General features: G+C 73.2%; 21 protein-coding genes, 1 rRNA gene and 1 pseudogene (1 of these 23 only partly in view). 7 read left to right on the forward strand and 16 right to left on the reverse strand.

The window, feature by feature from the left end; genetic code table 11:
• Together D1J60_RS13800 and D1J60_RS13810 are read right to left on the reverse strand one after the other, a co-directional pair.
• Positions 1 to 240: ribosomal RNA gene (locus D1J60_RS13800) — 16S ribosomal RNA — on the reverse strand (it extends 1,284 nt beyond the left edge of the window).
• Between the two features lie 579 nt (positions 241 to 819).
• A complete protein-coding gene (locus D1J60_RS13810) occupies positions 820 to 1,827 on the reverse strand; it encodes a stage II sporulation protein M (protein ID WP_125821301.1) in 1,008 nt (335 codons plus the stop codon).
• Positions 1,828 to 1,938: 111 nt separating this feature from the next.
• On the opposite strand from D1J60_RS13810, the gene D1J60_RS13815 reads away from it, so the two are divergent.
• On the forward strand, positions 1,939 to 2,823 hold the full coding sequence (locus tag D1J60_RS13815; protein ID WP_125821302.1) for an RDD family protein: 885 nt from the start codon (positions 1,939 to 1,941) through the stop codon (positions 2,821 to 2,823).
• Here D1J60_RS13815 and D1J60_RS13820 read toward each other — a convergent pair.
• Together D1J60_RS13820 and ahcY are read right to left on the reverse strand one after the other, a co-directional pair.
• Positions 2,820 to 3,464 (reverse strand): hypothetical protein, encoded by a 645-nt coding sequence (locus D1J60_RS13820; RefSeq protein WP_125821303.1) that lies wholly within the window; start codon positions 3,462 to 3,464, stop codon positions 2,820 to 2,822. The genes D1J60_RS13815 and D1J60_RS13820 overlap by 4 nt on opposite strands.
• A 94-nt stretch (positions 3,465 to 3,558) precedes the next feature.
• Positions 3,559 to 4,995 (reverse strand): adenosylhomocysteinase, encoded by a 1,437-nt coding sequence (gene ahcY / locus D1J60_RS13825; RefSeq protein ID WP_125821304.1) that lies wholly within the window; start codon positions 4,993 to 4,995, stop codon positions 3,559 to 3,561.
• A 350-nt stretch (positions 4,996 to 5,345) separates the two neighbouring features.
• Here ahcY and D1J60_RS13830 point away from each other — a divergent pair.
• A pseudogene (locus D1J60_RS13830) lies at positions 5,346 to 5,528 on the forward strand (PTS sugar transporter subunit IIA); the annotation flags it as partial.
• A gap of 95 nt (positions 5,529 to 5,623) precedes the next feature.
• Here the strand turns inward: D1J60_RS13830 and D1J60_RS13835 are convergent.
• The 6 genes from D1J60_RS13835 to D1J60_RS13860 all read right to left on the reverse strand — a co-directional run bounded on the left by D1J60_RS13835 (position 5,624) and on the right by D1J60_RS13860 (position 11,425).
• Entirely contained in the window at positions 5,624 to 6,577 is a 954-nt protein-coding gene (locus D1J60_RS13835) for a cation diffusion facilitator family transporter (RefSeq protein ID WP_125821305.1), read from the reverse strand.
• Between the two features lie 74 nt (positions 6,578 to 6,651).
• The gene (gene manA / locus D1J60_RS13840) at positions 6,652 to 7,809 is read right to left on the reverse strand and encodes a mannose-6-phosphate isomerase, class I (RefSeq protein ID WP_125821306.1); all 1,158 of its coding nucleotides are present in this window, start codon (positions 7,807 to 7,809) and stop codon (positions 6,652 to 6,654) included.
• A gap of 46 nt (positions 7,810 to 7,855) precedes the next feature.
• Positions 7,856 to 8,989, reverse strand: a complete 1,134-nt coding sequence (locus tag D1J60_RS13845; protein WP_125821307.1) for an SIS domain-containing protein — start codon at positions 8,987 to 8,989, stop codon at positions 7,856 to 7,858.
• A gap of 60 nt (positions 8,990 to 9,049) precedes the next feature.
• Positions 9,050 to 9,235 carry a Trm112 family protein gene (locus tag D1J60_RS13850; RefSeq protein ID WP_007264456.1) on the reverse strand — a complete coding sequence of 62 codons (186 nt, stop codon included), beginning with the start codon at positions 9,233 to 9,235 and terminating at the stop codon, positions 9,050 to 9,052.
• A 276-nt stretch (positions 9,236 to 9,511) separates the two neighbouring features.
• Positions 9,512 to 10,882, reverse strand: coding sequence for a phosphomannomutase/phosphoglucomutase (locus D1J60_RS13855; RefSeq protein WP_125821308.1), 1,371 nt, complete (start codon positions 10,880 to 10,882; stop codon positions 9,512 to 9,514).
• A 78-nt stretch (positions 10,883 to 10,960) separates the two neighbouring features.
• The gene (locus D1J60_RS13860) at positions 10,961 to 11,425 is read right to left on the reverse strand and encodes a DUF3499 domain-containing protein (protein WP_125603737.1); all 465 of its coding nucleotides are present in this window, start codon (positions 11,423 to 11,425) and stop codon (positions 10,961 to 10,963) included.
• A gap of 204 nt (positions 11,426 to 11,629) precedes the next feature.
• Between D1J60_RS13860 and D1J60_RS13865 the strand changes: the two genes are divergently transcribed.
• Complete coding sequence (locus D1J60_RS13865; RefSeq protein WP_125603739.1) at positions 11,630 to 12,013, forward strand: metallopeptidase family protein; 384 nt, start codon at positions 11,630 to 11,632, stop codon at positions 12,011 to 12,013.
• A 33-nt stretch (positions 12,014 to 12,046) separates the two neighbouring features.
• Here D1J60_RS13865 and D1J60_RS13870 read toward each other — a convergent pair whose 3' ends face one another.
• The 3 genes from D1J60_RS13870 to D1J60_RS13880 form a co-directional block, all read right to left on the reverse strand.
• Complete coding sequence (locus D1J60_RS13870; RefSeq protein WP_125603738.1) at positions 12,047 to 13,522, reverse strand: DUF5719 family protein; 1,476 nt, start codon at positions 13,520 to 13,522, stop codon at positions 12,047 to 12,049.
• Positions 13,519 to 17,082, reverse strand: a complete 3,564-nt coding sequence (locus D1J60_RS13875) for a glycosyltransferase family 2 protein (protein ID WP_125821309.1) — start codon at positions 17,080 to 17,082, stop codon at positions 13,519 to 13,521. The genes D1J60_RS13870 and D1J60_RS13875 overlap by 4 nt, the downstream gene beginning before the upstream one ends.
• Before the next feature lie 243 nt (positions 17,083 to 17,325).
• On the reverse strand, positions 17,326 to 17,589 hold the full coding sequence (locus D1J60_RS13880) for a WhiB family transcriptional regulator (RefSeq protein ID WP_003983763.1): 264 nt from the start codon (positions 17,587 to 17,589) through the stop codon (positions 17,326 to 17,328).
• A 644-nt stretch (positions 17,590 to 18,233) separates the two neighbouring features.
• Here D1J60_RS13880 and D1J60_RS13885 point away from each other — a divergent pair.
• The 3 genes from D1J60_RS13885 to D1J60_RS13895 are packed head-to-tail and all read left to right on the forward strand — an operon-like array spanning position 18,234 to position 21,113.
• Positions 18,234 to 18,848, forward strand: coding sequence for a cysteine dioxygenase family protein (locus tag D1J60_RS13885; protein ID WP_241253258.1), 615 nt, complete (start codon positions 18,234 to 18,236; stop codon positions 18,846 to 18,848).
• A gap of 13 nt (positions 18,849 to 18,861) precedes the next feature.
• Positions 18,862 to 19,821, forward strand: coding sequence for a 2-phospho-L-lactate transferase (gene cofD / locus D1J60_RS13890; RefSeq protein WP_125821310.1), 960 nt, complete (start codon positions 18,862 to 18,864; stop codon positions 19,819 to 19,821).
• Complete coding sequence (locus D1J60_RS13895; protein ID WP_125821311.1) at positions 19,818 to 21,113, forward strand: coenzyme F420-0:L-glutamate ligase; 1,296 nt, start codon at positions 19,818 to 19,820, stop codon at positions 21,111 to 21,113. Before cofD ends, D1J60_RS13895 begins: the two co-directional genes overlap by 4 nt.
• Before the next feature lie 22 nt (positions 21,114 to 21,135).
• Here D1J60_RS13895 and D1J60_RS13900 read toward each other — a convergent pair whose 3' ends face one another.
• Entirely contained in the window at positions 21,136 to 22,158 is a 1,023-nt protein-coding gene (locus D1J60_RS13900; RefSeq protein WP_125821312.1) for a DNA-3-methyladenine glycosylase 2 family protein, read from the reverse strand.
• A 685-nt stretch (positions 22,159 to 22,843) separates the two neighbouring features.
• Between D1J60_RS13900 and D1J60_RS13905 the strand changes: the two genes are divergently transcribed.
• Positions 22,844 to 23,452: a hypothetical protein gene (locus tag D1J60_RS13905; RefSeq protein WP_206436523.1), complete on the forward strand. Its 609-nt coding sequence runs from the start codon at positions 22,844 to 22,846 to the stop codon at positions 23,450 to 23,452.
• Here D1J60_RS13905 and D1J60_RS13910 read toward each other — a convergent pair.
• Both D1J60_RS13910 and D1J60_RS13915 read right to left on the reverse strand, forming a co-directional pair.
• Positions 23,449 to 24,264: an alpha/beta fold hydrolase gene (locus tag D1J60_RS13910; RefSeq protein ID WP_125821313.1), complete on the reverse strand. Its 816-nt coding sequence runs from the start codon at positions 24,262 to 24,264 to the stop codon at positions 23,449 to 23,451. The two genes, D1J60_RS13905 and D1J60_RS13910, sit on opposite strands and share 4 nt — an antisense overlap.
• Positions 24,265 to 24,893: 629 nt before the next feature.
• Positions 24,894 to 26,315: a peptidoglycan recognition protein gene (locus D1J60_RS13915; RefSeq protein ID WP_125821314.1), complete on the reverse strand. Its 1,422-nt coding sequence runs from the start codon at positions 26,313 to 26,315 to the stop codon at positions 24,894 to 24,896.
• Between the last annotated feature and the right edge of the window lie 14 nt (positions 26,316 to 26,329).

Here is a 26,329-nt window from a genome sequence, read left to right on the forward strand (position 1 = left end):
GCTGATAGGCCGCGGGCTCATCCTTCACCGCCGGAGCTTTCCACCACAGGAGATGCCTCCCGCAGTCGTATCCGGTATTAGACCCCGTTTCCAGGGCTTGTCCCAGAGTGAAGGGCAGATTGCCCACGTGTTACTCACCCGTTCGCCACTAATCCACCCCGAAGGGCTTCATCGTTCGACTTGCATGTGTTAAGCACGCCGCCAGCGTTCGTCCTGAGCCAGGATCAAACTCTCCATGAATGTTTACCGGTAATCCGGTCCACACCACGAAAGAGCGGGCCAGTCACGGTCGGAATAAGACCGACTGGCCACAACGTCCTCGCTGTGTTCGTTGCCTGCCAGTGCCCGAGGGCCCGACAGGTCTTTTTCAAAGGAACCTCATCCACCGGAGTGGACGGGGTATCAACTTCTGGCGTTGATTTTTGGCACGCTGTTGAGTTCTCAAGGAACGGACGCTTCCTTTGTACTCACCCTCTCGGGCTTTCCTCCGGGCTTTCGTTCTTCGTTCTTGCGATTCAGACTCTATCAGAGTCTTTCTCGCTTGCTTTCCAGGTCCTGCACTTTCGCGCTTTCCCTTTCCGGCGGTTCCGACTCTATCAGAAGTTTTCCACCGGATTTCCCGGCTTCGGATTCCTGGATGAGGAGTCGACTGCGCCCCACAGGAATTCAATTCCGAATGGGAGCGAGAGAGATTTTAAACCATCGCTGCCGAACTTGTCCAGTTCGAGGCAACCGTTCGAATCTACCTCCCCACAGTGGCCGTGTCAACGGTCTGCGGGACGACGAGGAGACTAGCAGCTCAGCTGCCTTGTACGCACATCAGGCTGCCGTCGGGAGCGTCGCCGTGCGGTCCGCCTCCTCCACGTCGCCCACCTCGCCCGCGCGGGAGGCGCGGCCGCCGAGGACGTAGACGTAGGTGAGGAACGCGGCCTCCGCGACCACGCCGATCGTGATGCGGGCCCAGGTCGGAAGGCCCGACGGGGTCACGAAGCCCTCGATCAGGCCGGAGACGAAGAGGACCGCGGCCAGGCCCATGGCCATGCCGAGGGCGGCGCGGCCCTGTTCCGCGAGGGCCGTGCGGCGGGTGCGGGGGCCCGGGTCGATGACCGTCCAGCCGAGGCGCAGGCCCGTACCGGCGGCGACGAAGACGGCGGTCAGTTCGAGGAGGCCGTGCGGGAGGATCAGGCCGAGGAAGACGTCGAGGCGGCCGGCGGAGGTCATCAGGCCCAGGCCGACGCCCAGGTTGGCCATGTTCAGGAACAGGATCCACAGGACCGGGAGTCCGAGGAAGGCGCCGAGGACGAGGCAGATCGCTGCGGCCTGGGCGTTGTTCGTCCAGACCTGCGCGGCGAAGGAGGCCGCCGGGTGGCTGGAGTAGTAGGTCTCGTACTGGCCGCCGGGCCGCGTCAGGTCCTTGAGGTGCTCGGGGGCGGCTATGGCGCTCTGCACCTCGGGGTGGGCGGCTATCCACCAGCCGATGAGCACGCCGAGGGCGGTGGAGAGCAGCGCGGTGGGTATCCACCAGCGGCGGCTGCGGTAGACGGCCGCCGGGAAGCCCTCGGTGAAGAAGCGGGCGGCGTCGCGCCAGCCGGCGCGGCGGGTGCCGGTGACCGTCGAGCGGGCGCGGGCCACGAGCTGGGTGAGGCGGGCCGTGAGCATCGGGTCCGGGGCGCTGGACTGGATCAGGGAGAGGTGGGTGGAGGTGCGCTGGTAGAGGGCGACGAGTTCGTCGGCTTCCGCGCCGGTGAGCCGGCGGCCGCGGCCGAGGAGCTGCTCCAGGCGGGCCCATTCCGTCTGGTGGGCCGCCACGAAGACGTCGAGATCCATCCGGTTACCGCTCCCCTGCCCCTGGCCACCCGATACGGCTTACTTCTCCTGCGGTCAGCTTGGCAGACTGGGGTGGACAGGGGCGGGTCAGGTCGGGGAAAGGTGCGCGCGTTGAGCGATCTGGTGACGGGAGACGCGGTCGTCCTGGGTCTGCGGCCGGCGCGGCTGCCGAGCCGGGCCCTGGCGGTCCTGCTCGACCTGGTCGTGTACGGCGTCGGGTTCGTGGTGGTGATCGTCGGGCTGGTGGCCGCGACGGCTTCCCTGGACGAGGCCGCGCAGGCCGCGGTGGCGGTGGCCAGCCTCCTGCTGGTGGTGGTCGGCGTGCCGATCGCGGTGGAGACGCTGAGCCACGGCCGCTCGCTGGGGAAGCTGGCGTGCGGGCTGCGGGTGGTGCGGGAGGACGGCGGGCCGATCCGGTTCCGGCACGCGCTGGTGCGCGGGGCCATGGGGGTCGTTGAGCTGCTGCTCACCTTCGGGGCGGTCGCCTGTATCGCCTCGCTGATGTCGGAGCGGGGCCGGCGGCTGGGTGACGTGTTCGCCGGGACCCTGGTGGTGCGGGAGCGGGTGCCGGGTACCCGCGTCATGCCGGTGCCCCCGCCGCCGCCGTGGCTGGCCGGGCAGTTCGCGGCGCTGGACCTGTCGGCGGTGCCGGACGGGCTGTGGCTGGCGATCCGGCAGTACCTGACGCGGATGAACCAGCTGGACCCGCACACGGGTGCCGCGATGGCGGTGCGGCTGGCCGATGACGTGGTGGCCCGGACCGGGACGCCGCCGCCGCCCGGGGTGCCGGCCGCCGCGTTCCTGATGGCGGTGGTGCACGAGCGGCAGTCGCGGGACGCCGCGCGCGCCTTCGCCCCGGCGCCGATGCCTGAGCAGATGCCGGCGCCGATGCCTGCACCCGTGCCCGTGGCCGGGCCGGTCGTCGCTCCCGCGCCGGTCGTGGCGCCCGTGTCGCCGACGCCGCCGCGCGGGACCGGGTTCGCGCCGCCGGCCTAGTCCTCGAAGCCGTCCGGATCGTCGGCGTCCGCGAAGGACGACGGCGGGGTCTCCAGGTGTTCGAGTTCGATGCCGGGCGCCGAGAGGACCACGTCGCCCGCGAGGTGCACGGTGTGGACCTCGCCCGTGTCCAGGGCGGTGACCTGGTACTCGTCCACCACCAGGGGGCCGCTGTCCGTCGGGTGCTCGGCGCGGGAGAGCAGGGTCCAGGCCTGGTCGACCGTACGGGGTGCCAGTACGGGATCGGTGAGCGCGAGGAGCCGGACGCGGGTCGCGGGGGCGCCGGGGGTCAGGCGCAGCAGGCGGGCCGTGGCGATGAGGAAGGCCGGGGAGCTGCCGGTGAAGCCGGGGGCGGCGACGTTGCCCTCGGTGGCCTCGGCTCCGGCGGGGTCGGTGCGGACCCAGGTGACGCCGTCGATGGCTGCGCCGCGCACCTGCCAGCCGCCGGCGTTGGCCTCCATGCGGATGGGTCGGCCGAGGGCGTCGAGGGCCAGGTCCAGCGAGCCGCGGTGGTCCCCGTCCGGGGTGGTCAGCTGGGCCACGTAGCGCCAGCCGGAGGGGCCGGGGGCGCAGTGGAAGTGCTCCTCGCCGAGGGGGGTGTGGTCGTGCGGGTCGTGGAGCGAGTAGCGGCCGCGGGGCATGGCGTCGGGTCCTTGGGTACGGGGCAGGCCCCCGGCGCGGATGCCGGGGGCCTGCCTGGAGTGCTGCGGATCCGTGGGGATCGGTGGCGGTGGATCAGTAGCGGTAGTGGTCGGGCTTGTACGGGCCCTCGACCTTGACGCCGATGTACGCGGCCTGCTCGGGGCGCAGGGTGGTGAGCTTGACGCCGAGGGCGTCGAGGTGGAGGCGGGCGACCTTCTCGTCGAGGTGCTTGGGGAGCACGTAGACGTCGGTCGGGTACTCGGACGGCTTGGTGAAGAGCTCGATCTGGGCCAGGGTCTGGTCCGCGAAGGAGTTCGACATCACGAACGAGGGGTGGCCGGTGGCGTTGCCCAGGTTCAGCAGGCGGCCCTCGGACAGCACGATCAGGACCTTGCCGTCGGGGAACTTCCAGGTGTGGACCTGCGGCTTGACCTCGTCCTTGACGATGCCCTCGATCTTCGCGAGGCCGGCCATGTCGATCTCGTTGTCGAAGTGGCCGATGTTGCCCACGATGGCCTGGTGCTTCATCTTGGCCATGTCCGAGGCCATGATGATGTCCTTGTTGCCGGTCGTGGTGATGAAGATGTCCGCGGTCTCCACCACGTCCTCGAGGGTGGCGACCTGGTAGCCGTCCATCGCCGCCTGCAGCGCGCAGATCGGGTCGATCTCGGTGACGATGACGCGCGCGCCCTGGCCGCGCAGCGACTCCGCACAGCCCTTGCCCACGTCGCCGTAGCCGCAGACGACCGCGACCTTGCCGCCGATCAGGACGTCGGTGGCACGGTTGATGCCGTCGATCAGCGAGTGCCGGCAGCCGTACTTGTTGTCGAACTTCGACTTGGTGACGGCGTCGTTCACGTTGATCGCCGGGAAGAGCAGGGTGCCCTCGGCCATCATCTCGTAGAGGCGGTGGACACCGGTCGTGGTCTCCTCCGTCACGCCGCGGATCTCGGACGCGAGCTGCGTCCACTTCTGCGGGGCCTCACCGAGGGTGCGGTTGAGGAGCGTGAGGATGTGGGCGTACTCCTCGGAGTCCGCGGTGGACGGGTCCGGGGCCGCGCCGGCCTTCTCGAACTCGACGCCCTTGTGGACGAGGAGGGTGGCGTCACCACCGTCGTCGAGGATCATGTTCGGGCCGCCGGTGGGGGTGTTCGGCCAGGTCAGCGCCTGCTCCGTGCACCACCAGTACTCCTCCAGCGTCTCGCCCTTCCAGGCGAAGACGGGGACGCCCTGCGGGTTCTCCGGGGTGCCGTTCGGGCCGACCGCGATGGCGGCGGCGGCGTGGTCCTGGGTGGAGAAGATGTTGCAGGAGGCCCAGCGGACGTCGGCGCCCAGCGCGACGAGGGTCTCGATGAGGACGGCGGTCTGCACGGTCATGTGCAGGGAGCCGGTGATGCGGGCGCCGGCCAGCGGCTGCGCCTCGGCGTACTCCTTGCGGATCGACATCAGACCCGGCATCTCGTGCTCGGCCAGGGTGATCTCCTTGCGGCCGAAGGCGGCAAGGGAAAGGTCGGCGACCTTGAAGTCCATGGGTGATGCTCCTCATGGTTCGAGAGGTGGGTACGGCTGGGCCGCGCACGGGGCTGGCCGGTGCACTGAGCACAGTCCGTCGCGGGGCCCTCTCTCCCCTCGGCCGGTCACGAGGACCGCCCGACCGCCATCAGCAGCGACGCCTGACACTGATGACGAATCTACACCGATCGGCGGAGCGGACCCCAGTGGGGACGGGAACAAGTCGTTCTTCGTTTCCAGGCCGTCCGGCGGGATGTTCGGGGCCTTTCGGACTTTTGATCCGCCCCTCACCTGGTGCAGGATGCCGGTGGATCGGTTCGTGCGCGCGATCCTCGGACACCAAGGGGGCCGCGATCCGGGAGCTGGCAGAGGTGGACGAGCTCGTACGGGTGGCCCTCGCCCGGGAGGCGCAGGGCACCACGGGGCTCGGCGAGTCGATCGCGATCCCGCACGCCAAGACGGACGCGGTGGCCCGCCCGACGGTCGGCTTCGCCCGGTCTTCGGAGGGCATCGAGTGGGGCGCGCTGGACGGGACGAAGGCCCGCCTGGTCTAGATCCGGTAGCCCCGGCACCCGCCCGTACGTACGAAGGCCCCCGCGGCAGGTGAGCTGCGGGGGCCTTCGTACGTACGGGCGGGCGGGGCCGGTCAGCGGCCGTCGCCCTTGGTGAGGTCGGGGCGGGGAGCGAGCTCGGGCTGGTAGATGTCCGGCTCCAGGTAGATCACGCGGGCGATCGGGACGGAGGCGCGGATGCGGGCCTCGGCGGCGTTGATGGCGTTGGCCACCTCGGTCGCGGTGTCGTCGTGCTGGACGGCGATCTTGGCGGCGACGAGGAGCTCCTCGGGGCCGAGGTGCAGGGTGCGCATGTGGATGACGCCGGTGACGGTGTCGCCGTCGACGAGCGCGGCCTTGATCTTCTCGACCTCGGCGGTGCCGGCGGCCTCGCCGAGCAGCAGGGACTTGGTCTCCAGGGCCAGGACGACGGCGATGACGATCAGCAGGACGCCGATGCACAGGGTGCCGATGCCGTCCCAGACCCCGTTGCCGGTGAGCAGGGCGAGGCCGACGCCGATGAGGGCGAGGACGAGGCCGACGAGCGCGCCGAGGTCCTCCAGCAGGACGACGGGCAGTTCGGGGGCCTTGGCGCTCTTGACGAACTGCCTCCAGCTCTGGCTGCCGCGGCTCTCGTTGGACTCCTTGATCGCGGTGCGGAAGGAGAAGCCCTCCGCGACGACCGCGAAGACGAGGACGCCGACGGGCCAGTACCAGGCCTCGATCTGGTGCGGGTCGTGGATCTTCTCGTAGCCCTCGTAGATGGCGAACATGCCGCCGACGGTGAAGAGCACGATGGAGACGAGGAAGGCGTAGATGTAGCGCTCGCGCCCGTACCCGAAGGGGTGCTGGGGGGTGGCCTCGCGCTGGGCCTTCTTCCCGCCGAGGAGCAGCAGGCCCTGGTTTCCGGAGTCGGCGACCGAGTGGACGCTTTCCGCGAGCATCGACGAGGAGCCGCTGAAGAGGAATGCCACGAACTTGGCTACAGCGATGGCGAGGTTGGCGGCGAGTGCCGCCACGATCGCCCTGGTACCGCCCGACGCGCTCATGGGTGCTGGGTGTCCTTCCTGGCCGCTGACTACGGCCGCACATTGTTGCAGCTGCGGGTGCGGCCGACGCTACGTCAGAGGACCACGGTGGCCCGGAAGACGGTACCAGCACCGGACAGTTCGGTCTTTTCGCCCGCGGGGACGAAGACCGACTCGCCGGGCGCCAGGGCCAGTTCGCCGACGCGGGGGGCGCCTGCGGTGCAGAGCAGGATCTGCGGGGCGCCGTCGGGGAGGGCGCGGGGGGCTCCGCCGGGGGCCAGGACGTGGCGGGAGAGCCGGAATTCGTCGATGGGGGTCTCGTAGACCTCCTCGCCGTCGCCCTCGGGACGCAGGATGCCCGGGGCGCTCGGCTCGAAGATGACGACCTTCAGCAGCTCGGGGACGTCCACGTGCTTGGGCGTCAGCCCGCAGCGCAGCACGTTGTCCGAGTTGGCCATCAGCTCGACGCCGAGGCCGTCGAGGTAGGCGTGCGGGATGCCGGCGCCGAGGAACATGGCCTCGCCGGGCTGGAGCCGCACGTGGTTGAGGAGCATGGCCGCGATCACGCCGGGGTCGCCCGGGTAGTCGTGGACGAGCCCCGCGTACGCCTCGTACGGCCCGCCGAGGCGTTCGGCGGCGGCCGCGGCCTCGGCGACGGTGCGCGCCATCTCCTCGCGGTCGGCGGTGAGGACGGCGGTGAGGACCTCGCGCAGGGCCGCCTCCTCGGGGTGGGCGCGCAGCAGGTCCACGTACGGCTTGAGGGAGTCGACGCCGAGGCCTTCGAGGAGGTCCGCGGCCTCCGTCGGCGGGCGGAAGCCGCACAGGCCGTCGAAGGGGGTGAGCGCGCAGATCAGCTCGGGCTTGTGGTTGGGGTCCTTGTAGTTGCGGTGGCCCGCGTCGATCGGGACGCCGCGCCGCTCCTCGTCCTCGTACCCGGCGCGGGCCTGGGCGAGGTCGGGGTGGACCTGGACGGAGAGGGGGGCGCCTGCGGCGAGGATCTTGAGGAGGAAGGGCAGGCGGGGGCCGAACCTGGCGACGGCGGCTGCTCCGAGTTCGCCCTCCGGGTCGGCGTCGATGACGGCCGCCAGGGTGGTCTCGCCGGCTCCGCGGTCGAGGCGGGAGGGGGCGCCGGGGTGGGCGCCCATCCACATCTCGGCCTGGGGCTCACCGGTCGGCTCGACTCCGAGGAGGGCCGGGATCGCGGTGGTGGATCCCCACGCGTAGGGGCGGATCGTGTTGGTGAGGCGGTCCATCGTCGTCGTCTTCCTGGATCTGGATGTGGTGCGGGCACGGGTGTGCCTAGCTGTGTCCCCGGGCCGCCAGCGCCAGGTAGGCGGTGGCGAAGTCGGTGACGGCGAGGAGCTCGGCGAGCTGTTCCAGGTCGCCGCCCTCCTCCGGTTCGAGCTCGCTGATGGCCGTGTCGTGGCTGAGGGCGAGCTCGCGCGCGGCCGGGGCGGCGCTGAGCGCGCCCGTCGGCCGGTCGCGCAGCAGGACGATGCGGGCGCGCAGGGCCTGCGGCTCCTCCACGCGGTCCCGGAAGAAGTCGTCCGGGTCGGCTCCGGCGGCGAAGGCCCCGGCGAGCAGCACCCCGTGCGCGGGCAGCGCCTCGGGGAGGGTCGCGGAGAGCGCGGGGCGGCCGGCCAGCTCGGCGAGGGTCGCGGCGAAGCGGCGGCCGGCGGGGCCGGCGCCCTCGCCCTCGCTCCAGATGAGGGGGAGCGAGTCGGCCAGTTCGGCGGCGAGGGTCTTGGCCGGGTTGGAGTAGGTGGCGATGGCCGGGCCGCAGCGCTCGGCGGTGCGGTCGAGGCGGTCGGCGACGCGCTGGAGGGCTTCGGGGGCGGCGCTGATCAGGCCGACCTTGTCGAGGAGGACCAGCAGCGGGGTCAGCAGGGCCCAGAGGGCGCCCGGACCGGCCGCGGCGGACTCGTCGTACTCCTGGTAGGGGGCCTTGGCCATCGGTACGAGGACTCCGTGCGCGCCGTTCACCGCCTCGCCCAGCGGTGAGCGCTCGGGGGCGACGGCGACCACGGCGCAGCCGCGCCGGTAGGCCTGCTCGGCGAGGGCCGCGAGGCCGGGCTCGGTGCCGTCGGTGGTGGCGATGAGGAGCAGGTCCACGGCTCCCGCCCAGCCGGGCAGGTTCCAGCGCAGCGCCCCGGCGGCGTGCGCGACGCCGGTGGGTTGCAGGCGGGTGACCGGCGCGGAGGCTCCGGCGAGGGCGCCGAGCAGGTCGGCGACGCCGGTGGCGGCCGTGCCGGAGCCGGCGATCAGGACGGAGCGGGGGCGCCCGTCGGGGCGCAGGTCCGCGAGTCCGGCCTCGGTGGCGTGCCGGGCCGCGGTGCGGACCCGGGCCCCGGCCTCGGCGGCGCCGCGGAGCAGGCCGCGGCGGTCGGCACGGGCGAGATCGTCCGGTGCGTCGAGGAGTGACTCGTCGAGCATGGGGGCCTCCGGCGGGGTTGACGGATCCAGGCTGGTCGAGCGGTGGGGAACGGGGGCCGGTCAGGCGGGGCGGCGGGCCTCGTCCACGAGCAGGACCGGGATGCCGTCGCGGACCGGGTACGCGAGACCGCAGTCCTGGCCGGTGCAGATCAGCTCGGGGGCGGTCTCGTCCGCCGACTCGTCCCGGAGGGGGGCGTGGCAGGCGGGGCAGGCAAGGATCTCCAGCAGGCCGGCTTCGAGCGGCATGGGGCGGTTCCCTTCGGGGATGCGGATCGCTTATCGCGGATTGGGCGAGGTCAGCGTACCGCCGAGTCACCTGCGGTGCGGCTTGACGCGGGCCGGGCGCCGTTGCCCTGCCGGGCGGGGTACCCGGTTTCGGGTGCGGGTCCGTCGCCGGGGGCTCTGCCCCCGGACCCCCGCGCCTCAAACGCCGGCGGGGCTGGATTTCGCCGGCCTGGCGGAGCCGCCGGCGGGCGCGGGGCAGGGGCGACGCCCCTGGATCCTGCGCCCGCCGGTCGGGCGTTACGCGCGGACGAGGGCGAGGACCTCGTCGCGGATCCTGGCCAGGGTGGCCTCGTCGCGGGCCTCCACGTTGAGGCGCAGGAGCGGCTCGGTGTTGGAGGGGCGGAGGTTGAACCACCAGTCGGCGGCGGAGACCGTGAGGCCGTCCAGCTCGTCGAAGGTGACGCCCTCCTGGCCGGCGTAGGCGGCCTTGACGTCGGCGGTGCGGGCGGCCTGGTCGGCGACGGTGGAGTTGATCTCGCCGGAGCCGACGTAGCGGTCGTACTCGGCGACCAGCTCGGAGAGCGGGCCCTGCTGGCCGCCGAGGGCCGCGAGGACGTGGAGCGCGGCGAGCATGCCGGTGTCCGCGTTCCAGAAGTCCTTGAAGTAGTAGTGCGCCGAGTGCTCGCCGCCGAAGATGGCGCCGGAGGCGGCCATCTCGGCCTTGATGAAGGAGTGGCCGACGCGGGTGCGGACGGGGGTGCCGCCGTTCTCGCGGACGACCTCGGGGACCGACCACGAGGTGATCAGGTTGTGGATGATCGTGCCGGTGCCGCCGTTGCGGGCGAGCTCGCGGGCCGCGACCAGGGCGGTGATGGCGGACGGGGAGACGCCCTCGCCGCGCTCGTCGACGACGAAGCAGCGGTCGGCGTCGCCGTCGAAGGCCAGGCCCAGGTCCGCGCCCTCGGCGATCACGCGGGCCTGGAGGTCGACGATGTTCTTCGGGTCGAGGGGGTTGGCCTCGTGGTTCGGGAAGGTCCCGTCCAGCTCGAAGTACATGGGGACGAGGTCCAGCGGGAGGCCCTCGAAGACGGTGGGGACGGTGTGGCCGCCCATGCCGTTGCCCGCGTCGACGACGACCTTCAGCGGGCGGATGGCCGTCAGGTCGACCAGGCCCTTGAGGTGCTCGGCGTAGCCGGTGAGGGTGTCCTGCTCGGTGATGGTGCCCGGGACGGTGCCGGCGGGGATCTCCGGGGCGCCCTCGTCGGTCCACTTCTCGGCGAGCTCGCGGATGGTGGCGAGGCCGGTGTCCTGGCCCACGGGCGCGGCGCCGGCGCGGCACAGCTTGATGCCGTTGTACTGGGCCGGGTTGTGCGAGGCCGTGAACATGGCGCCGGGCAGGTCCAGCTTGCCGGAGGCGTAGTACAGCTGGTCGGTGGAGCACAGGCCGATCAGGGTGACGTCGACGCCGCGGGCGGCCGCGCCCCGGGCGAAGGCGGTGGACAGGCCCGGGGAGGAGGGCCGCATGTCGTGGCCGACCACGATCGCCGTGGCGCCGGTGACCTCGACGAACGCAGCACCGAACAGTTCGGCCAGGGGCTCGTCCCACTCGTCGGGTACGACGCCACGTACGTCGTACGCCTTGACGATGTTCGAAAGATCTGCGGCCACTGCCTGCCCTCCTGAAGGTTCTGTGCGGTGGAGCAAACCTACCTTGTACGCAGAGCGGCTTTTCAGACGATCCGTACGTCAGGAATCGGGCGAACGGAGGACGCGCAGGTGTCCGCGACGCGTCTCGCCGGCCACCGGGGCACCCGGTCCGGACCCGCCGGCCTCGGCCGCGCGCTCGGGCGGACGGGCCGCCTCGCGGACCGCGTTGGCCAGGGCTTCGAGGTCGTCGCCGCTGGGGCGGGACGGGCCGGAACCGTCCGACAGGCGCACGACTTCCCAGCCGCGCGGGGCGGTCAGGCGCTCGGAGTGCTCGGCGCACAGGTCATAGCAGTGGGGTTCGGCGTAGGTGGCGAGCGGGCCGAGAACTGCGGTCGAGTCGGCGTAGACGTACGTCAGTGTGGCGACGGCAGGGCGGCCGCACGCGGTGCGCGAACAGCGACGTACAAGGCTCACGACGTTGGACGGTACCGCACTCTTGACCGGGCCGCGACGACTCGCCCCCCGGCCGTCCTCCCGTGTCGTACTCCGTCCGGGCCGTGCCACGGGTGACGAAGAGGGGCAACGGGTCCGTAACGCGGCCCGATCTTGGCCGACGTGACACCAGGTCGTGACCGTATCGGGTCCTGGCCGTGGCGTGCGGGCTACCCTGCGGGGGTGACGGACAGTTCGCTTCCTCCCCGCCCGGCGGTCCCCGCCGCGGCCCCTTCCGAGCCGCGCCAGCGGCGGCGCGACCGGCACGGCCGGGGCATGCGCGGGCCGCTGGCCCCGCCGCAGGTGCCGCTGTCCGCGAGCCGGGCGGAGCTGTTCGGGGACCTCGTACGGGATTCCGTGGAGCGGCTGGAGCGGCGCTGGACGCAGCTGGCCGAGGTGGAGTTCGTCATCGCGGACGTGCCGGGGCCGCCGGGCGGGCCCGACGCGGGCTGGAACGACGAGGCGGTGCCGCTGGGCGGGCTGGTGGAGGCCCGGGACGGGAAGCCGGCGCGGATCGTGGTGTTCCGGCGGCCGGTGGAGATCCGGGCCAAGACGCGGGACGAACGGGCGCTGCTGGTGCACGAGATCGTGGTGGAGCAGGTCGCGGAGCTGCTGGGGCTGTCGCCGGAGACGGTGGACCCCCGGTACGGGCAGGACTGACGCCCCGCCCGTACCCGGTTTCGGCACCCGGTTTCAGCGCAGCAGGATCGAGGGGTCCTCGGCGGCCCGGGGGACGGAGACCGTGGAGCGGTCGTCGCCGAAGGCCTGGACGGTGAACATCGGGATCCCGTCGTGCGGCAGGGTCAGGGTGCGGGCCGCGTGGACGGGGCCGCCGGACAGGGTCTCGACGGTCAGGGCGTAGGGGCCCTTGCCGCCGGTGGGGGCCGGCGGGGTGACCGCGCGGGTGGTACCGCCCTTGAGGGTGATCTCCGTGGCGGCGCCCTGCCCGCCCTCGGTGCCCGGGGAGGCGGTGACGCGGACCTTCGCGTCGGCGCCGGAGGCGGTGAGGGTGAGGACGGTGGCCTTGTCGTCGGCCCGGTTGTCGGCGACGGTGGCCCGCTCGCCGACGGGCGTGCTCGCGGGGACGAAGGCCAGCTCCTGCTTGGCGGCGGTGCCGCGGACCACGCGCAGGGCGGCGACGACGGGTACGGCCTTCTTCGGGTCGGCGGGGGCCAGCAGCAGGGAGCCGGCCTCGCCCCGGGTGACGTCGCCGAGGTCCAGGGTCTCGGTCATGCCGCCCTTGAGGTGGAGGCGTTCCCGGCCGGCCGGGTTGATGGGGCCGGTGGGGCCGGACAGCTTCACGGTGAGGTCGGCGTCGTCCTCGCCGGGGGCGAAGGCGACCAGCCGTACGGAGGTGGCGTCGGCGGGGATGCCGGGCAGGACCAGGGTGTCCGCCGGGCCCGCGGAGGCCGGGAGCCAGTCGGCGCCCGTGCCGTCCTCGGCCACGTGGACGGAGGCGCCGACCCGGCCGGAACGCGCCGTGACGTGCGCGGTGGCGTCCGCGAGCAGGCTGTCGGGGGCCAGCTGGGACAGCGACACCTTGGTGGTGGACCGGGGGGCGACGTCGTACACGGGGTCGGCGATGCCCGGCTTGTCCTTGAGCAGGCCGTCGGGGCCGTGCAGCTTGACGGCCACCTCGGCGACGGTGTCGTCGGGGTTGGTGAGGTGGACGTAGTCCTGGCGGCCCTTGGCGGTGCTGACGCCGGGGAACCAGAAGTCGGTGCCGGGCGCGGTGCAGGCCAGCCCGAGGAGGCCGCGCGCGTGGCCGGCGGACACCTTGGTGGTCTGCTGGGCGGTCCAGCCGGGGGCCAGGGCGCCCTGGGCGGCGCCCGTCAGCGCCGGTGCCTCCGCGCCGGAGGCGGTGGCCGCGACGGGCTTGCCCGGCTCCTTGAGGTCGAGGACCGCCTTGCCGTCCTTGTCGGCGAGCCGGGCCGGGCCGGCGGCGCCTCCCTTGCCGGGGGTGAGGGAGGTGTACGTGGTCTCGGCGATGTCCGAGGAGCTGGGGGCGGGGCACACCAGCACCGACCGTTCCACCGGCATCCGGGCGGCGGCCGCCCGTCCCGCGCCGCCGGCCGGGGTGGCGGCGGGGGCGGTGAGGAAGGCCAGCCCGGTGGCGGCGGCCAGCGCCGCCGTCACGGCCGCGAGCGTCAGGGGGGCGCGCTGCTTCACTGGTTGCTCCCGTCCGGACGCGGGTGGTGCTGTCCGTAGGCGTCGTACTGCTGCTCGTACTCGTACGGGTGGGGCTGCTGTTGCTGCGGGAAGTGCGGCTGTCCCCCGGTCGGGGGATACGGGCCGTAGGCGTCGGGGGCGGGCTCCGGCTGGTGCGGCTGCCGCGCCTCGTACGGGTGGGGCTCCTGGTAGGCGTACGACTCCTCGCCGTACACCTGCTGCGCGGGGATCTGCGCGTACGGGTCGACGACGGCCTCGGCGGGGACCGGCTCCGGGTCGGGCGCGGCGGCCGGCCCGGTGCGGCGGCGGCGGCCGTGGCCGGGCTCGCCGGCGCCGTCCCCGGGGGCGGCGTCGGGGGCGGTCTCCTCGGGCAGGTCGTCGTCGAGGCGGGCGCGGCGGCCGGGCAGGGCCATCACGAGGAGCAGCAGGGCGAGGGTGCCCTGCGCCCAGTGCCAGGCGGTGCGGGGGAAGGAGTCCTGGTGGACGAGGTCGAGGTGGCCGGCGTCGGTGGGCAGGGCGAAGCCCTGGGCCCAGCCGTCGACGGTCCGGGGGGTGAGGGGTTCGCCGTCGAGGGTGGCCCGCCAGCCGGCGTCGGCCCGGTCGGCGATGCGCAGGGTGCGGCCCTCGGGGCCGGCGGGGAGGTCGGCGTGGACCTCGACGGGGCCGGCCTCGACGGTGAGGGTGGCGGTCTGGCCCTGGCGGGCGGGGACGATCGCGACGCGGGAGGTGAGCCGTTCGACCTCCCACAGGGCGGTGCCGTCGTTCTGGTGGCGCTGTTTGAGGCCGGGGGTGCCGTCGAGGATGCGGCGCATGGGGGCGGAGCCGCCGGCCGGGATCATCACGTAGCGCACGGCGAAGGCGCTGAGCTGCTCGGACTGGTTGGCTCCGGAGCCGGAGACCAGGCTGGAGACGGCTTTGGCGAGGCGGGGTTCGGGGCCGGCGGCGGCGAGGAGTTCGCCGTCGCCGAGGCGGGCGCCGGAGCCGCGGACCAGGGCGTAGGAGACGGTGGCGGGCGAGTCTCCGCCGAGGACCAGCGTGCGGGTGCGGTTGGTGTCGCCCGAGTGCTCGGCGACGACGGCCGGGACCTGGACGGGGTCGCGCCGCTTGAGGGGTCCGTCGGCGCCGGCCGCGACCCAGGCCGCGGCGAGGAGCAGCGGGCCGGCCGCGGCGGCGAGTGCGGTCAGGGCGGCGAGCGGCTGGCGCCAGCCGAAGCTGCGGGCGGCGACGCGGTACTTGGCGCCGTCCGCGCCGAGTGCGGCGGCCGCGAGGAGTCCGAGCCCGTACAGGAGGGTGCCGGGGCCGGCCCAGCCGGTGCGGTCCAGGAGGACGGCGAGGAACAGTCCGGCGAGGGCGGCGGTCCATGCGGTGCCGACGGCGAACCGCCGGTCGGCGCGGAGCAGGGCGGCGAGGGCGGCGAGCAGGACGCCGGCGAGCAGGAACGCGCCGGTGGTGCCGGGGCCGCCGGGGTCGGCGGTGAGGAGGCCGAGGGGGGTGGCGGAGCCGGTGCCGTAGGGCAGTCCGGCTTCGCGCAGGAAGCGGCCGGGGTGGGCGAGGAGGCCGAGGGACCAGGGGGCGAGGACGGCGAGGGGGACGGCGAGGACGGCCAGCAGGCGGGGGGCGTACGTCTTCCGGTGCGCGCGGCGCGCGAGGACGGCGGCGGTGCCGAGGACGGCGGCGAGGGGCCACGCGACGGGGGTGAAGGCGGTGGCCAGGGTGAGCAGGAGGGCGTACGTCCACACGGCGCGGCGGCCGCTGCCGGGCTCGGTGTCGGTGAAGCCGTGGGCGGTGGCGGCGGAGCGGGCGATGAGCGGCAGGAGTACGGCGAGGACGGCGGTGCCGAGGCGGCCGCCGGCGAGGGCGCCGGTGACGGCGGGGAGGAAGGCGTAGCCGACGGCGGCCCAGGCGCGCAGCAGGCGGGAGGTGACCAGGGGCCGGGAGGCGAAGTAGGCGGTGAGGCCGGCGAGGGGGACCGAGAAGACCAGGAGCAGGGTCAGGGCGGCCTGGGTGGAGCCGAGGAACAGGGCGGAGAGGCCGGCGAGGACCGCGAGGTAGGGGGGTGCTCCGGCGGTGGTGCCGGTGCCGACGGGCTGCCATTCGCCGGTGTAGGTGTGCCAGAGGCCGCCCGCGCCGGAGGGGGCGGGGAGCAGGGCGCCGCCCGTGAGGCTGCCGCCGCCGATGAGGGCGCGGCAGGCGACGAGGGAGACGAGGAGGAGTCCGGCGAGGAGGGCGGGTGAGGGGTTGCGGGCGATCCGCTTGAGCCGGCCGGGCCGGTCGGCTTCGGGGTAGTCGGTGTCGTCGCCGCCGGGGCCGGGTTCGAGGCCGGCGCCGTGCCGGCCGGCGGGGGCGGGGTCGCTGTCGCGTCCGGAGCCGAGGTGGGCGGCGAGCTGTTCGGCGCCGGCGCGGAGAGTGGCGCCGGGCGGGGGGAAGAGGGGGCGGAGTTCGGCGGCGGGGACGGCGGGGCGGCGGCGCGCCCTGCGGGCGGTGAGGATCCGGCCGGGCCGGAGCAGGGTGGCGAGGAGGCCGGTGAGTTCGTCGACGGCCTGGCCGGGGGCTTTGCCGAGGAGGTAGCCGAGGGTGCGCAGCAGGGTGCCGAGGACCAGGCGCAGCAGGACGTAGGGCAGGGCGCGGCCGGGGGTGTTGGCCAGCAGGGTGTGGACGGCGCCGGCCTTGTCGACGCGGTGGGGGCTGACGGCGGAGCGGCCGGCGCAGTCGACGGTGCGGCGTTCGCGGGAGGCGGCCTCGGCGTGCCGCAGCACGGCGTCGGGGGCGACGAGGACGGTGTGGCCGGCGCTGTGGGCGCGCCAGCAGAGGTCGACGTCGTCGCGCATCAGGGGCAGTCGGCGGTCGAAGCCGCCGAGGGCGTCGTACACGTCGCGGCGTACGAGCATGCCGGCGGTGGAGACGGAGAGGACGGGGCGGACCTGGTCGTGCTGGCCCTGGTCCTGTTCGCGGCGGTCGAGGCCGGTCCAGCGGCGGCCGCTGCGGGCGATGGTGACGCCGGCTTCGAGGAGTTGCCTGCGGTCGTACCAGCCGCGGAGCTTGGGGCCGATGACGGCGGCGTCGGGGTTGCCGTCGGCGACGCGCAGGAGTTCGGTGAGGGCGTCGGGTTCGGGTGCGCTGTCGTCGTGGAGCAGCCAGAGCCACTGGACGGGTTCGCCGTGGGGGAGGTCGGGGAGGTCGTAGGCGTCGTCGCGCCAGGTGCGGCTGACGGGGTCCCAGCCGCTGGGGCGCTTGAGGTAGGGGAGTTCGTCGGGGGTGAGGGTGCCGGCGCTGCGGGCGGCTTCGTCGACGGCGGCGCCGAATCCGGTGCGGCGGGCGAGGTGCAGGACGCGGTCGTCGCCGAGGGCTTCGGCGAGGAGGCGGGCGGAGTCGTCGGCGCTGCCGGTGTCGGCGGCGACGTGGTTCTGCGCGGGGCGTTCCTGGGTGAGGAGTCCGGCGAGGGTCTCGGGCAGCCAGCGGGCTCCGTCGTGCGCGACGAGGACCGCGGTGACGACGTGCCGGGGGAACTCGGGGGTGGCGGCCGCCTGCGGGGAGGCCGGCGAGCTGCTGTGCGGGGACATCGCGGTACGGGCCCTCCGGCCTGGGGATCCGGGGGTGTTGTGCCCTCGGAGGCTGCTGGACAGCGCCCCACACTAACGGCTGGGAAGGGGAGGGTACGCCGCGTCGGAAGAAGGTCCGGAACGCGACGGTCCGCCTCCTGCGGGGAAGGTGCGGGAGGCGGACCGTTTGCTCGGTCTGACGTTGTTTGACGTTGCTTTCGGTGGTGCTCCGGGACCGTTTCGGATCGCCGGTCGTCGCCGCTCTCAGACCGCGGCCTTTTTCAGCCGGCGCCGCTCGCGCTCGGACAGACCGCCCCAGATGCCGAATCGCTCGTCGTTGGCGAGGGCGTACTCGAGGCATTCGGAGCGGACCTCGCAGGCGAGGCAGACCTTCTTGGCTTCGCGGGTGGAGCCGCCCTTCTCGGGAAAGAAGGATTCGGGGTCGGTCTGCGCGCACAGTGCGCGCTCCTGCCAACCGAGCTCCTCGTCCGCCTCTTCGACCAGCAGTTCCTGAAACAGCTCGGTCATGTGCGCCCCTCGCTCTGTCTGTGCGTCCCCGTGATGTTGCCGTTACTGATCGCCGAGCAACGACACGAGTGAAATTACAAGTGTGTGGCTCCTGTGCAGTCAAGCCGAGATCTGCTATTGGGGCCCTTATTCACTCTGCGGAACCAAGCGTATACAGAAAGTGTTCATATCGCCAAAAATCGTGACACAAGCCACAGGCTGTCCGCGGCTGCCGCCCTCGTTCGAGGTCGACGCGTCACTCTCAGGAGGGGTTGCGATTCGGCCGAAGATGCAGCCGAGATCACATTCCGATCACGAGTGACGCCCACGGGTTTGATCTCGGTTCCCGTCGAGTCGGAGCGGCACATCCCCGGGCCGTGAGTGCACAAACCTTTCTCCGCGCACAGTAACCGGATGAGGTGAAACTTTTCCCACAAACCGGACATTGGGTTGACAGTCCGGCCCTCGGCCCGGTCTCCTTGTCCTCATGTCAGCGCCCGCAGCCGCCACCTGGACCCCCATTCGTGGGTTCCTGCGCGCTGCCCAGGTTCGCTGTTGCTGTTGCAGCTGTTGATGCCCCCGGAGCCCCTGGCTCCGCAGAGCTCCGGCCACTCCCCCACAGCAACCGCCCCGCACGACTGACACCCGTCGAGGACACCCCCACGATGAACAGCGCCTCCGCATCCTCCGCCGCGACCACCGCCGCCTCCGCCACGACCGCGACCTCCCCGGCGACCGTCGTCCCGACCCCGGCCCCGGCCACCGCCCCCGCGCCCGCGCCGGCCGCCGTCGTCGAGAGCGACCTCCAGATCGCCGGCGACATCCTCGCCGTCCAGCACCTCCTCCAGCCCGCCCGCGAACACCCCGTCACCGTCGCCGAGTTCGCCGGCCTCGCCCGGTCCATCGCCGAGGACCGCGCCAGCTGGGAACACCTCGTCCGCTACGACGCCACCACCCGCTGGTACCACCGCCTGCGCACCGGACCCGGCTACGAGGTCTGGCTGCTCAGCTGGGTCCCCGGCCAGGGCAGCGGCCTCCACGACCACGGCAGCTCCTCCGGCATCCTCACCGTCCTCGACGGCCGGCTCACCGAGCACACCCCCCGCGGCCGGCTCACCCACGCCGCCGGATCCCAGCGCGTCTTCGCCCCCGGCTACGCCCACGAGGTCGTCAACGACACCCTCGACGGAGCCGTCAGCCTGCACGTCTACTTCCCCGGCCTGACCGAGATGCCGATGCACAGCTGCTCCCCGGCCCGCCAGGAGCACGTACCCGCCTGACAGACTGCGGGGTATGCGCATTGTTGTTCTGGCCGGCGGCATCGGCGGCGCCCGTTTCCTCCGCGGACTCAAGTCCGCCGTCCCCGACGCGGACATCACGGTCATCGGCAACACCGGTGACGACATCCACCTGTTCGGGCTGAAGGTCTGCCCCGACCTGGACACGGTGATGTACACCCTCGGCGGTGGCATCAACGAGGAGCAGGGCTGGGGCCGCACCGACGAGTCCTTCACCGTCAAGGAGGAACTCGCGGCGTACGGGGTCGGACCCACCTGGTTCGGCCTCGGCGACCGCGACTTCGCCACCCACATCGTCCGCACCCAGATGACCGGCGCCGGCTACCCGCTCAGCGCCGTCACCGAAGCCCTCTGCGACCGCTGGCAGCCCGGCGTCCGGCTGCTCCCCATGACCGACGACCGCGTCGAGACCCACGTCGCCGTCACCGACCCGGAGACCGGCGAACGCCGCGTCGTCCACTTCCAGGAGTACTGGGTCAAGCTCCGCGCCTCCCTCGACGCCGAAGCCGTCGTCCCCGTCGGCGCCGAACAGGCCAAGCCCGCCCCCGGCGTCCTCGACGCCATCGCCGGCGCCGACGTCATCCTCTTCCCGCCGTCCAACCCCGTCGTCTCCATCGGCACCATCCTCGCCGTACCCGGCATCCGCGAGGCCCTCGCCGCCGCCCCGGCACCCGTCGTCGGCCTCTCCCCCATCGTCGGCGGAGCACCCGTACGGGGCATGGCCGACAAGGTCCTCGCCGCCGTCGGCGTCGAAACCACCGCCGCCGCCGTCGCCCGCCACTACGGCTCCGGCCTCCTCGACGGCTGGCTCGTCGACACCTCCGACGCCGACGCCGTCACCGAGGTCGAAGCCGCCGGCATCCCCTGCCGGGCCGTCCCGCTGATGATGACCGACACCGACGCCACCGCCGCCATGGCCCGCGCCGCGCTCGACCTCGCGGAGGCCACCCGGTGACCGTCCCCTCCTACGAGGTGCGGGCCGTCCCCGGCATCCCTGAGATCCGGCCCGGCGACGACCTCGCCCGCCTCATCGCCGACGCCGAACCCGGCCTGCGCGACGGGGACGTCCTCCTCGTCACCTCGAAGATCGTCTCCAAGGCCGAGGGGCGCATCGTCCGCGCCGACTCCCGCGAGGACGCCATCGACGCCGAGACCGTACGCGTCGTCGCACGCCGCGGCACGCTGCGGATCACCGAGAACCGCCGCGGACTGGTCATGGCGGCCGCCGGCGTCGACGCCTCCAACACCGAACCCGGCACCGTCCTGCTGCTGCCCGAGGACCCCGACGCCTCGGCCGCCGCGATCCGCGCCGGACTGCGCGCCGCGCTCGGCGTCGACGTCGGCGTCGTCGTCACCGACACCTTCGGCCGGCCCTGGCGCTCCGGACTGACCGACGTCGCCATCGGCGCCGCCGGGGTACGCGTACTCGACGACCTGCGCGGCGGCACCGACGCCCACGGCAACCCGCTCAGCGCGACCATAGTGGCCACCGCCGACGAGCTCGCCGCCGCCGGAGACCTCGTCAAGGGCAAGGCCGCCGGACTGCCCGTGGCCGTCGTCCGCGGACTCCCGCACGTACTCGGCGACGGCTCCACCGCCGCCGACCTGGTCCGCGCCCCCGCCGACGACATGTTCCGCCTCGGCACCTCCGAAGCCGTACGCGAAGCCGTCACCCAGCGCCGCACCGTACGCGCCTTCACCGACGACCCCGTCGACCCCGGCGCCGTACGCCGCGCCGTGGCCGCGGCCGTCACCGCCCCGGCACCGCACCACACCACGCCCTGGCGGTTCGTCCTGCTGGAGTCGGCCGCCGCCCGGCTGGAACTGCTCGACGCGATGCGGGACGCCTGGATCGCCGACCTGCGGCGCGACGGCAAGTCCGAGGAGTCCATCGCCAGGCGGGTGCGCCGCGGCGACGTGCTGCGCAACGCCCCGTACCTGGTCGTGCCGTGCATGGTCACGGACGGCGCCCACGACTACGGGCACGCGCGGCGGGACGCCGCCGAACGGGAGATGTTCGTCGTCGCCATGGGCGCCGGCGTGCAGAACTTCCTCGTCGCCCTGGCCGGCGAGCGGCTCGGCTCGGCGTGGGTGTCCTCGACGATGTTCTGCCGCGACGTGGTGCGCAAGGTGCTCGCGCTGCCCGACGACTGGGACCCCATGGGGGCCGTCGCCGTCGGCCGCCCGGCGGCACCCGCCGCCGACCGGCCGGCGCGGACGCCGGAGGCCTTCATCGAGGTGCGGTGACTTCGGTGACTTCGGTGACTTCCTAGAGCCTGCCGATGTCGGTGCGCGGCATCCGGGGCATGCGGCGGGGCGGGGTGCGCCCCGCCAGCAGCACGAGCCGGGCCGCGCGGTGCCGCTGCCCCTCGTACGGGGCCAGCAGCTCCAGCATCCGGGCGTCGTCGGCGTCCCGCTCACCGGCGAGGGCGTAGCCGATGATGCCGGGCAGGTGCAGGTCGCCGGTGGTCACGGCGTCGGGTGCGCCGTTGCTGCGCTGGAGGGTCTCCGCGGAGGTCCACGGCCCGATCCCCGGCACCGCCTCCAGCCGCGCGGCGGCCGGCCCCGGCTCCATCGCGGCCGCCTCCTCCAGACGGGCGGCCACCCGGGCGGCCCGCACGATGGTCGACGAACGCTTCATGTCCACCCCGGCCCGGTGCCAGTCCCAGGAGGGGATCAGCGCCCACTCCCGGGCGGCGGGCATCACGTACAGCTCCCCCGCGAGCGGCCCGGGCGCGGGCGTCCCGTACTGCCGGACCAGACGGCGCCAGGCACGGTACGCCTCGTCGGCGGTGACCTTCTGCTCCAGAACGGTCGGGATCAGCGACTCCAGCACCAGCCCGGTCCGGGTCAGCCGCAGCCCCGGACTGCGGCGGTGACTGGCGTGCACCAGCCGGTGCCGGGGTACGAAGACGGCCGGATCGTCGGCGGCTCCGAGCAGCGCGGGCAGGTTCTCCAGCAGCCAGTCCCGCCCGGGCCCCCACGCCTCGGCGTCCGCCCCCTCGGGCGTCGCGGCGACCCGGAGCGTGGCGGGGCCGTCGGGGGTACGGGTGGCCCGCCAGACGGAACCGTCGGGGGTGGTCCGGAACGTCGGATCCCCGGGCCCCCGCCGCAGCGGCCCCAGCACCAGCCCGAGATCCACGGGGGTCCCGGGGTTCCAGCGCCGCCCCTTCGCCCCCGCCCCACCGGAGCGCCCCCGCCCCGCGGGCACGGCGGTGTGACCACCCCGGACGGTGGTCCGGGTGGTGGGGGTGGTGGTGCTGGGGGTGGAGGGGGTGAAGCGGCCGGCCATGCGTCGAGCGTAGCCCGGCGGGGGCGGTATCCCCCGGGGCGGTCTCGGAGAAGGTCGGGGGTTTCCCGTCAGTCCCATCGTCCTTCCGGTTCGGGCCGGTCCCTCAAGGGCGCTCCCTTCGGTCGCGTCGCTACGCGATGGCCTTCGGCCACCCTTGACCGACCGACCCGAACCGGAAAGCCGAAAGACTGCCGGGAAACCCCCAAAGAAACGGCACGGTCCAGAAGAGGGCGGACGGGTCTCTCAGGGATGAGACGAGGGGCCGGGCGCCGGCACGCCGGGCATCCGAGCCCTCACGAGTCCAGTTTCCGGGCCAGGGGCGCGACTACCCGCACGAGAGGTTGATCAGAGCGGCCTCCAGACCCCCCAAGGCGACAGATCGCTACGCGCTCCTCCCGTCTCAGCGTCCGACGACCGTCCTGGGCTGATACCCGCACCAGAGGACGACCAGGTCAGCCCACGGGTCGGTGGGCGCGACAGATCGCTACGCGCTCCTCGAATCTCGGCGGCCGGCGGCCGTCGAGGGTTGCTCTGAGGCGGGTTCGACGTCGGCCTGCTTCGGGTGGGGGCTCGGGCTGCGGAGTTCACCGCCTGGCTCCACCGGGACGCGGGAGCCCCGGCACACGTCACGGTCTTCTTCCACGATCGTGCTGTCGAGTGGGCGACCGTGACGGGCGATGCACCCATGCACGCCTATGTCCTGCTCCGAAAAGCCCAGGCCACCGACCGTCATGACGCGGCCCGCATGCTTGACCTCGCCCACGCTGCGGCCAACGGCCCCTGGAAGCTGCCGCCCCGTGCACAGGCCGAGGCCCTTCAGCAGGAAGCACGGGCCCTCGCCCTCACCGGAGCCCCACCGGACACTGTCGCCCGCACGCTGGACTCAGCCCACCACGCCCTGGGCCGGGCGGGGCGTGCCGAACCCGCGAGCTGTACCGGGCCGCTCTGCGCCGGATACACCCTCGACCGGCTGATGGCTCAGAGCGCGATCAGCCACCGCGAGGCCGGCCAACCGGGCCGTGCGGCGGACCTGCTCCGACAGCACCTCGCCCACGGCACGTTCGCGCCCAGGGACCGGGCCTTCTTCACCGCCCACCTGTCGGGCGCTCTTGCCGCGGCCGGCGAACCTGATCAGGCCGCCGCCACCGGCATGTCCGCGCTCAGCCTCGCCGCCGCTCCGGGCTTCGGCCAAGCACTCGGCGAGCTGCGCCGGAACGCCTCCGAGTTGCGCGCTCACGCACGGCGCCCAGCCGTACGTGAGCTGCGTCAAGCGCTCACGGCGCTGACCGCCTAGGAGGTGAGGAAACGAGTCACCCGCTCGATGACCTGTGTCTGCCAGACCTGGGTCTGAGGATCGGCATAACCGGGGTCGTCGTGTACGGCGAAACCGTGCTGGGCTCCGTCCAGTTCCATCAGGTCGGCCTGGCTCGCGAAGACGGACTGGTACCGACGCGAGGACTCCACCGGGACGAAGGTGTCCTTCGTCCCGTGCACCATCAGGACCGGTGCCCGCACGGCCCGGAGGTAGACGTCCGGATCAAGGTAGAACACCTCGTTGTGCAGGGCCCGCCCCAGCTCGAACGGTGACTTCTCCGTGAAGCCGAGCTCGTCCAGATCGCGGGCAGCGGGGTGGGAGATGTAGTCGCCTTCGAAGTACGGGCGGCTGTCCACGTAGCGGTCCCGATAGTCCAGGCGTGGGTTCAGGAGCACCAGCCGGCCCACGTCCTGCGGCCGGTACGCCGCGTGCAGGGCGGCCGCTCCACCGGAGAAGGAAGCCGCGATCACATGGGGCGGCCCGTCGAGCCCCCATTCGCGCCGCACCTGGTCTCCGGCGGCCCGGATGTCGTTGGAGACGCCTGCGATGGTGATGTCCTGCGGACGACCTCCGCTCGCCCCGTGCGCCCGCAGATCCAACCGCAGGGACAGCAAGCCGGATGCTGCGAGCCCTTCGGCCAGGCGGCGGAAGAATCCGCCCTCCTCCCTCGTCACCCCGGCACCGTGCACCAGCACGGCGCATCCCCTCGCCGCCTCGGACGGCGCTGCGACCGTGCCCGCCAGCTCTGTACCGTCCAGCGACCGGAACCGAACTTCCCACTCAGAGGCCATGACCCCGATGGTAGGGATTCCAAGGCAAATCCGGCCGCCGGACGCCGAGACGCGAGGAGCGCGTAGCGATCTGGCGCGTCCACCGGCCCCGTGGGCTGCCCTGTTCGTCCTACGGTGCAGGCATCAGCCCAGGACGGTCGTCGGACGCCATGCCAGCAGGAGCGCGTAGCGATCTGACGCGTCTGGGGGCTTCCCAGGTCGCCCGCATCAACCTCTCGTGCGGGTTGTCGCGCCCCTGGTCCGGAATTGCGGACGTGGGGGCGGATGTCGGGCGGGCCGGCCCCGGCCCCCTCGTCTCAGCGCTGAGAGACCCGTCCCTCCACCTTGGACCGTGCCGTTTCTTTGGGGGTTTCCCGGCAGTCTTTCGGCTTTCCGGGGCGGGTCGGTCTGTCAAGGGTCGCCGAAGGCGATCACGAAGTGACGCGACGAAGGAGCGCCCTTGACAGGCCGGCACGACACGGAAGGACGATGGGACTGACGGGAAGCCCCCAACCGGCTATGAGACCGCCCGAGGGGAACCCGCCCCCGGCCCTCGGCCCGCAGGCGAGGGGGCGGGTGGGCAGCCACCGCCCTGCCCCCGCCCCTCGAGGGGGTGATAGCGGGCTCGCGCCGCAGGCGACGTACCCCGCCTACCGCCCCTGGAGTTTTGCCGAGGTGGTTCTCGTCGGCGGGAGCTGGTTGTAGAGGAGGCGGCCCGGGCATTCGGTGGCGAAGCCGTCGCGGTGGCCCGAGATGACGTTCAGCTTGACGTTGCTGCCCTTCGGGTAGCGGTTGCCGCCGCCCGACTTGAGGGTGGTCTTCGCCCTCGGGTCGGCTCCGAAGAGGCCCAGCTTCCAGGCCGTCAGGCGGGCCACCGCGTCCACCGCCGGGGCCGGCGGGGCCGTGGAGGTGTAGGTGCCGATCACCGCGATGCCCATGCTGTCCGCGTTGAACCCCATGGTGTGCGCGCCGAGCACCGGCTTCGCGACGCCGCCCGCCCGGCCCTCGTAGACCGTTCCGCACTTGTCGACGGCGAAGTTGTAGCCGAAGTCCCGCCAGCCGCTGCTGACCACGTGGTACCGGTACAGGCTCCGGATCACCGCCGGGGCGTCCTTGCAGGCGTAGTTGTTGCCGGAGGCGGTGTGGTGGACGAAGGCGGCCTTGACGGTGCTGGTGTAGACGAAGCCCGTCTCGCGCAGGGACTCGTCCGCGCCCCAGCCGCGCCGGGTCACGATCTTCGGGCGGGGGCCGATGTACGGCGCGGCGGCGGCGGTGAGTTCGCCGTCGGCGGCGAAGACGGCGTCGGCCGTGGAGTCCGCCTTGTTCAGGGCGGGGATCTCCAGGGCGCCGAGGGGGGCGTGCGGGAGGTTGGCGGAGGAGGCCTCCGCCGTCTCCATGGTCATGCCGGTCTGTGCCGCGGTGTCGCCCTTGTCGTCGTCCGAGTCGTCCGCGGGGCGCTGTGCCGGACGGGTCGTGGCGCCGCCGGTGCCGTTCTTGCCGTCGAGGACCTCCACGGGCGCCGCCGAGCCGGGGTCGACGAGTTCGATCCGCATGCCCGAGGGCAGCCGGGACGCCGCCCGGGTGGTGCTGGTCTCCGCCTGGACGCGGATCTCCACGGCGTCGGAGGCGCCGACCCACAGCGGGGCGGTGCTGCCGCGGACGCGGCCGGTGCCGCGTTCCGTCGCGTCGGGGTCGGCGGCGTGTTCGCCGTTGTGGGTGTCGAGGTCCTGCCAGTCCGACCACTGCCGGGTGCCGACCGCGCGGGTCCGGACCTGGACGCTGCCGACGAGCGGGGTGCTCACGTCGTCCCAGACGACGCCGACCAGCGAGAACGTCTTGACCTCGCGCGCCGCCAGGCCCCGGGTCTCGGCCGGGTCCGGTGCGGCGCTCATGCCGGGCACGCCGGGGATGCGGGCGCCCGAGGGCGCCAGGGGGACGAGCGGCAGCGACTGGGTGGATCCGGCGGGGTCCGCGGGGACCGACTCGGCCTGGGCAGGAGTGGACAGCGCGAGCGGCATGGCCAGTGCGGCAGCCGTCGCGACGCCGATGGAGGAAGCAAGGAATCCGCGCATGGAAGCGATGCTGG

It is taken from the genome of Streptomyces sp. W1SF4, assembly GCF_003950035.1.
GTDB lineage: Bacteria > Actinomycetota > Actinomycetes > Streptomycetales > Streptomycetaceae > Streptomyces > Streptomyces racemochromogenes.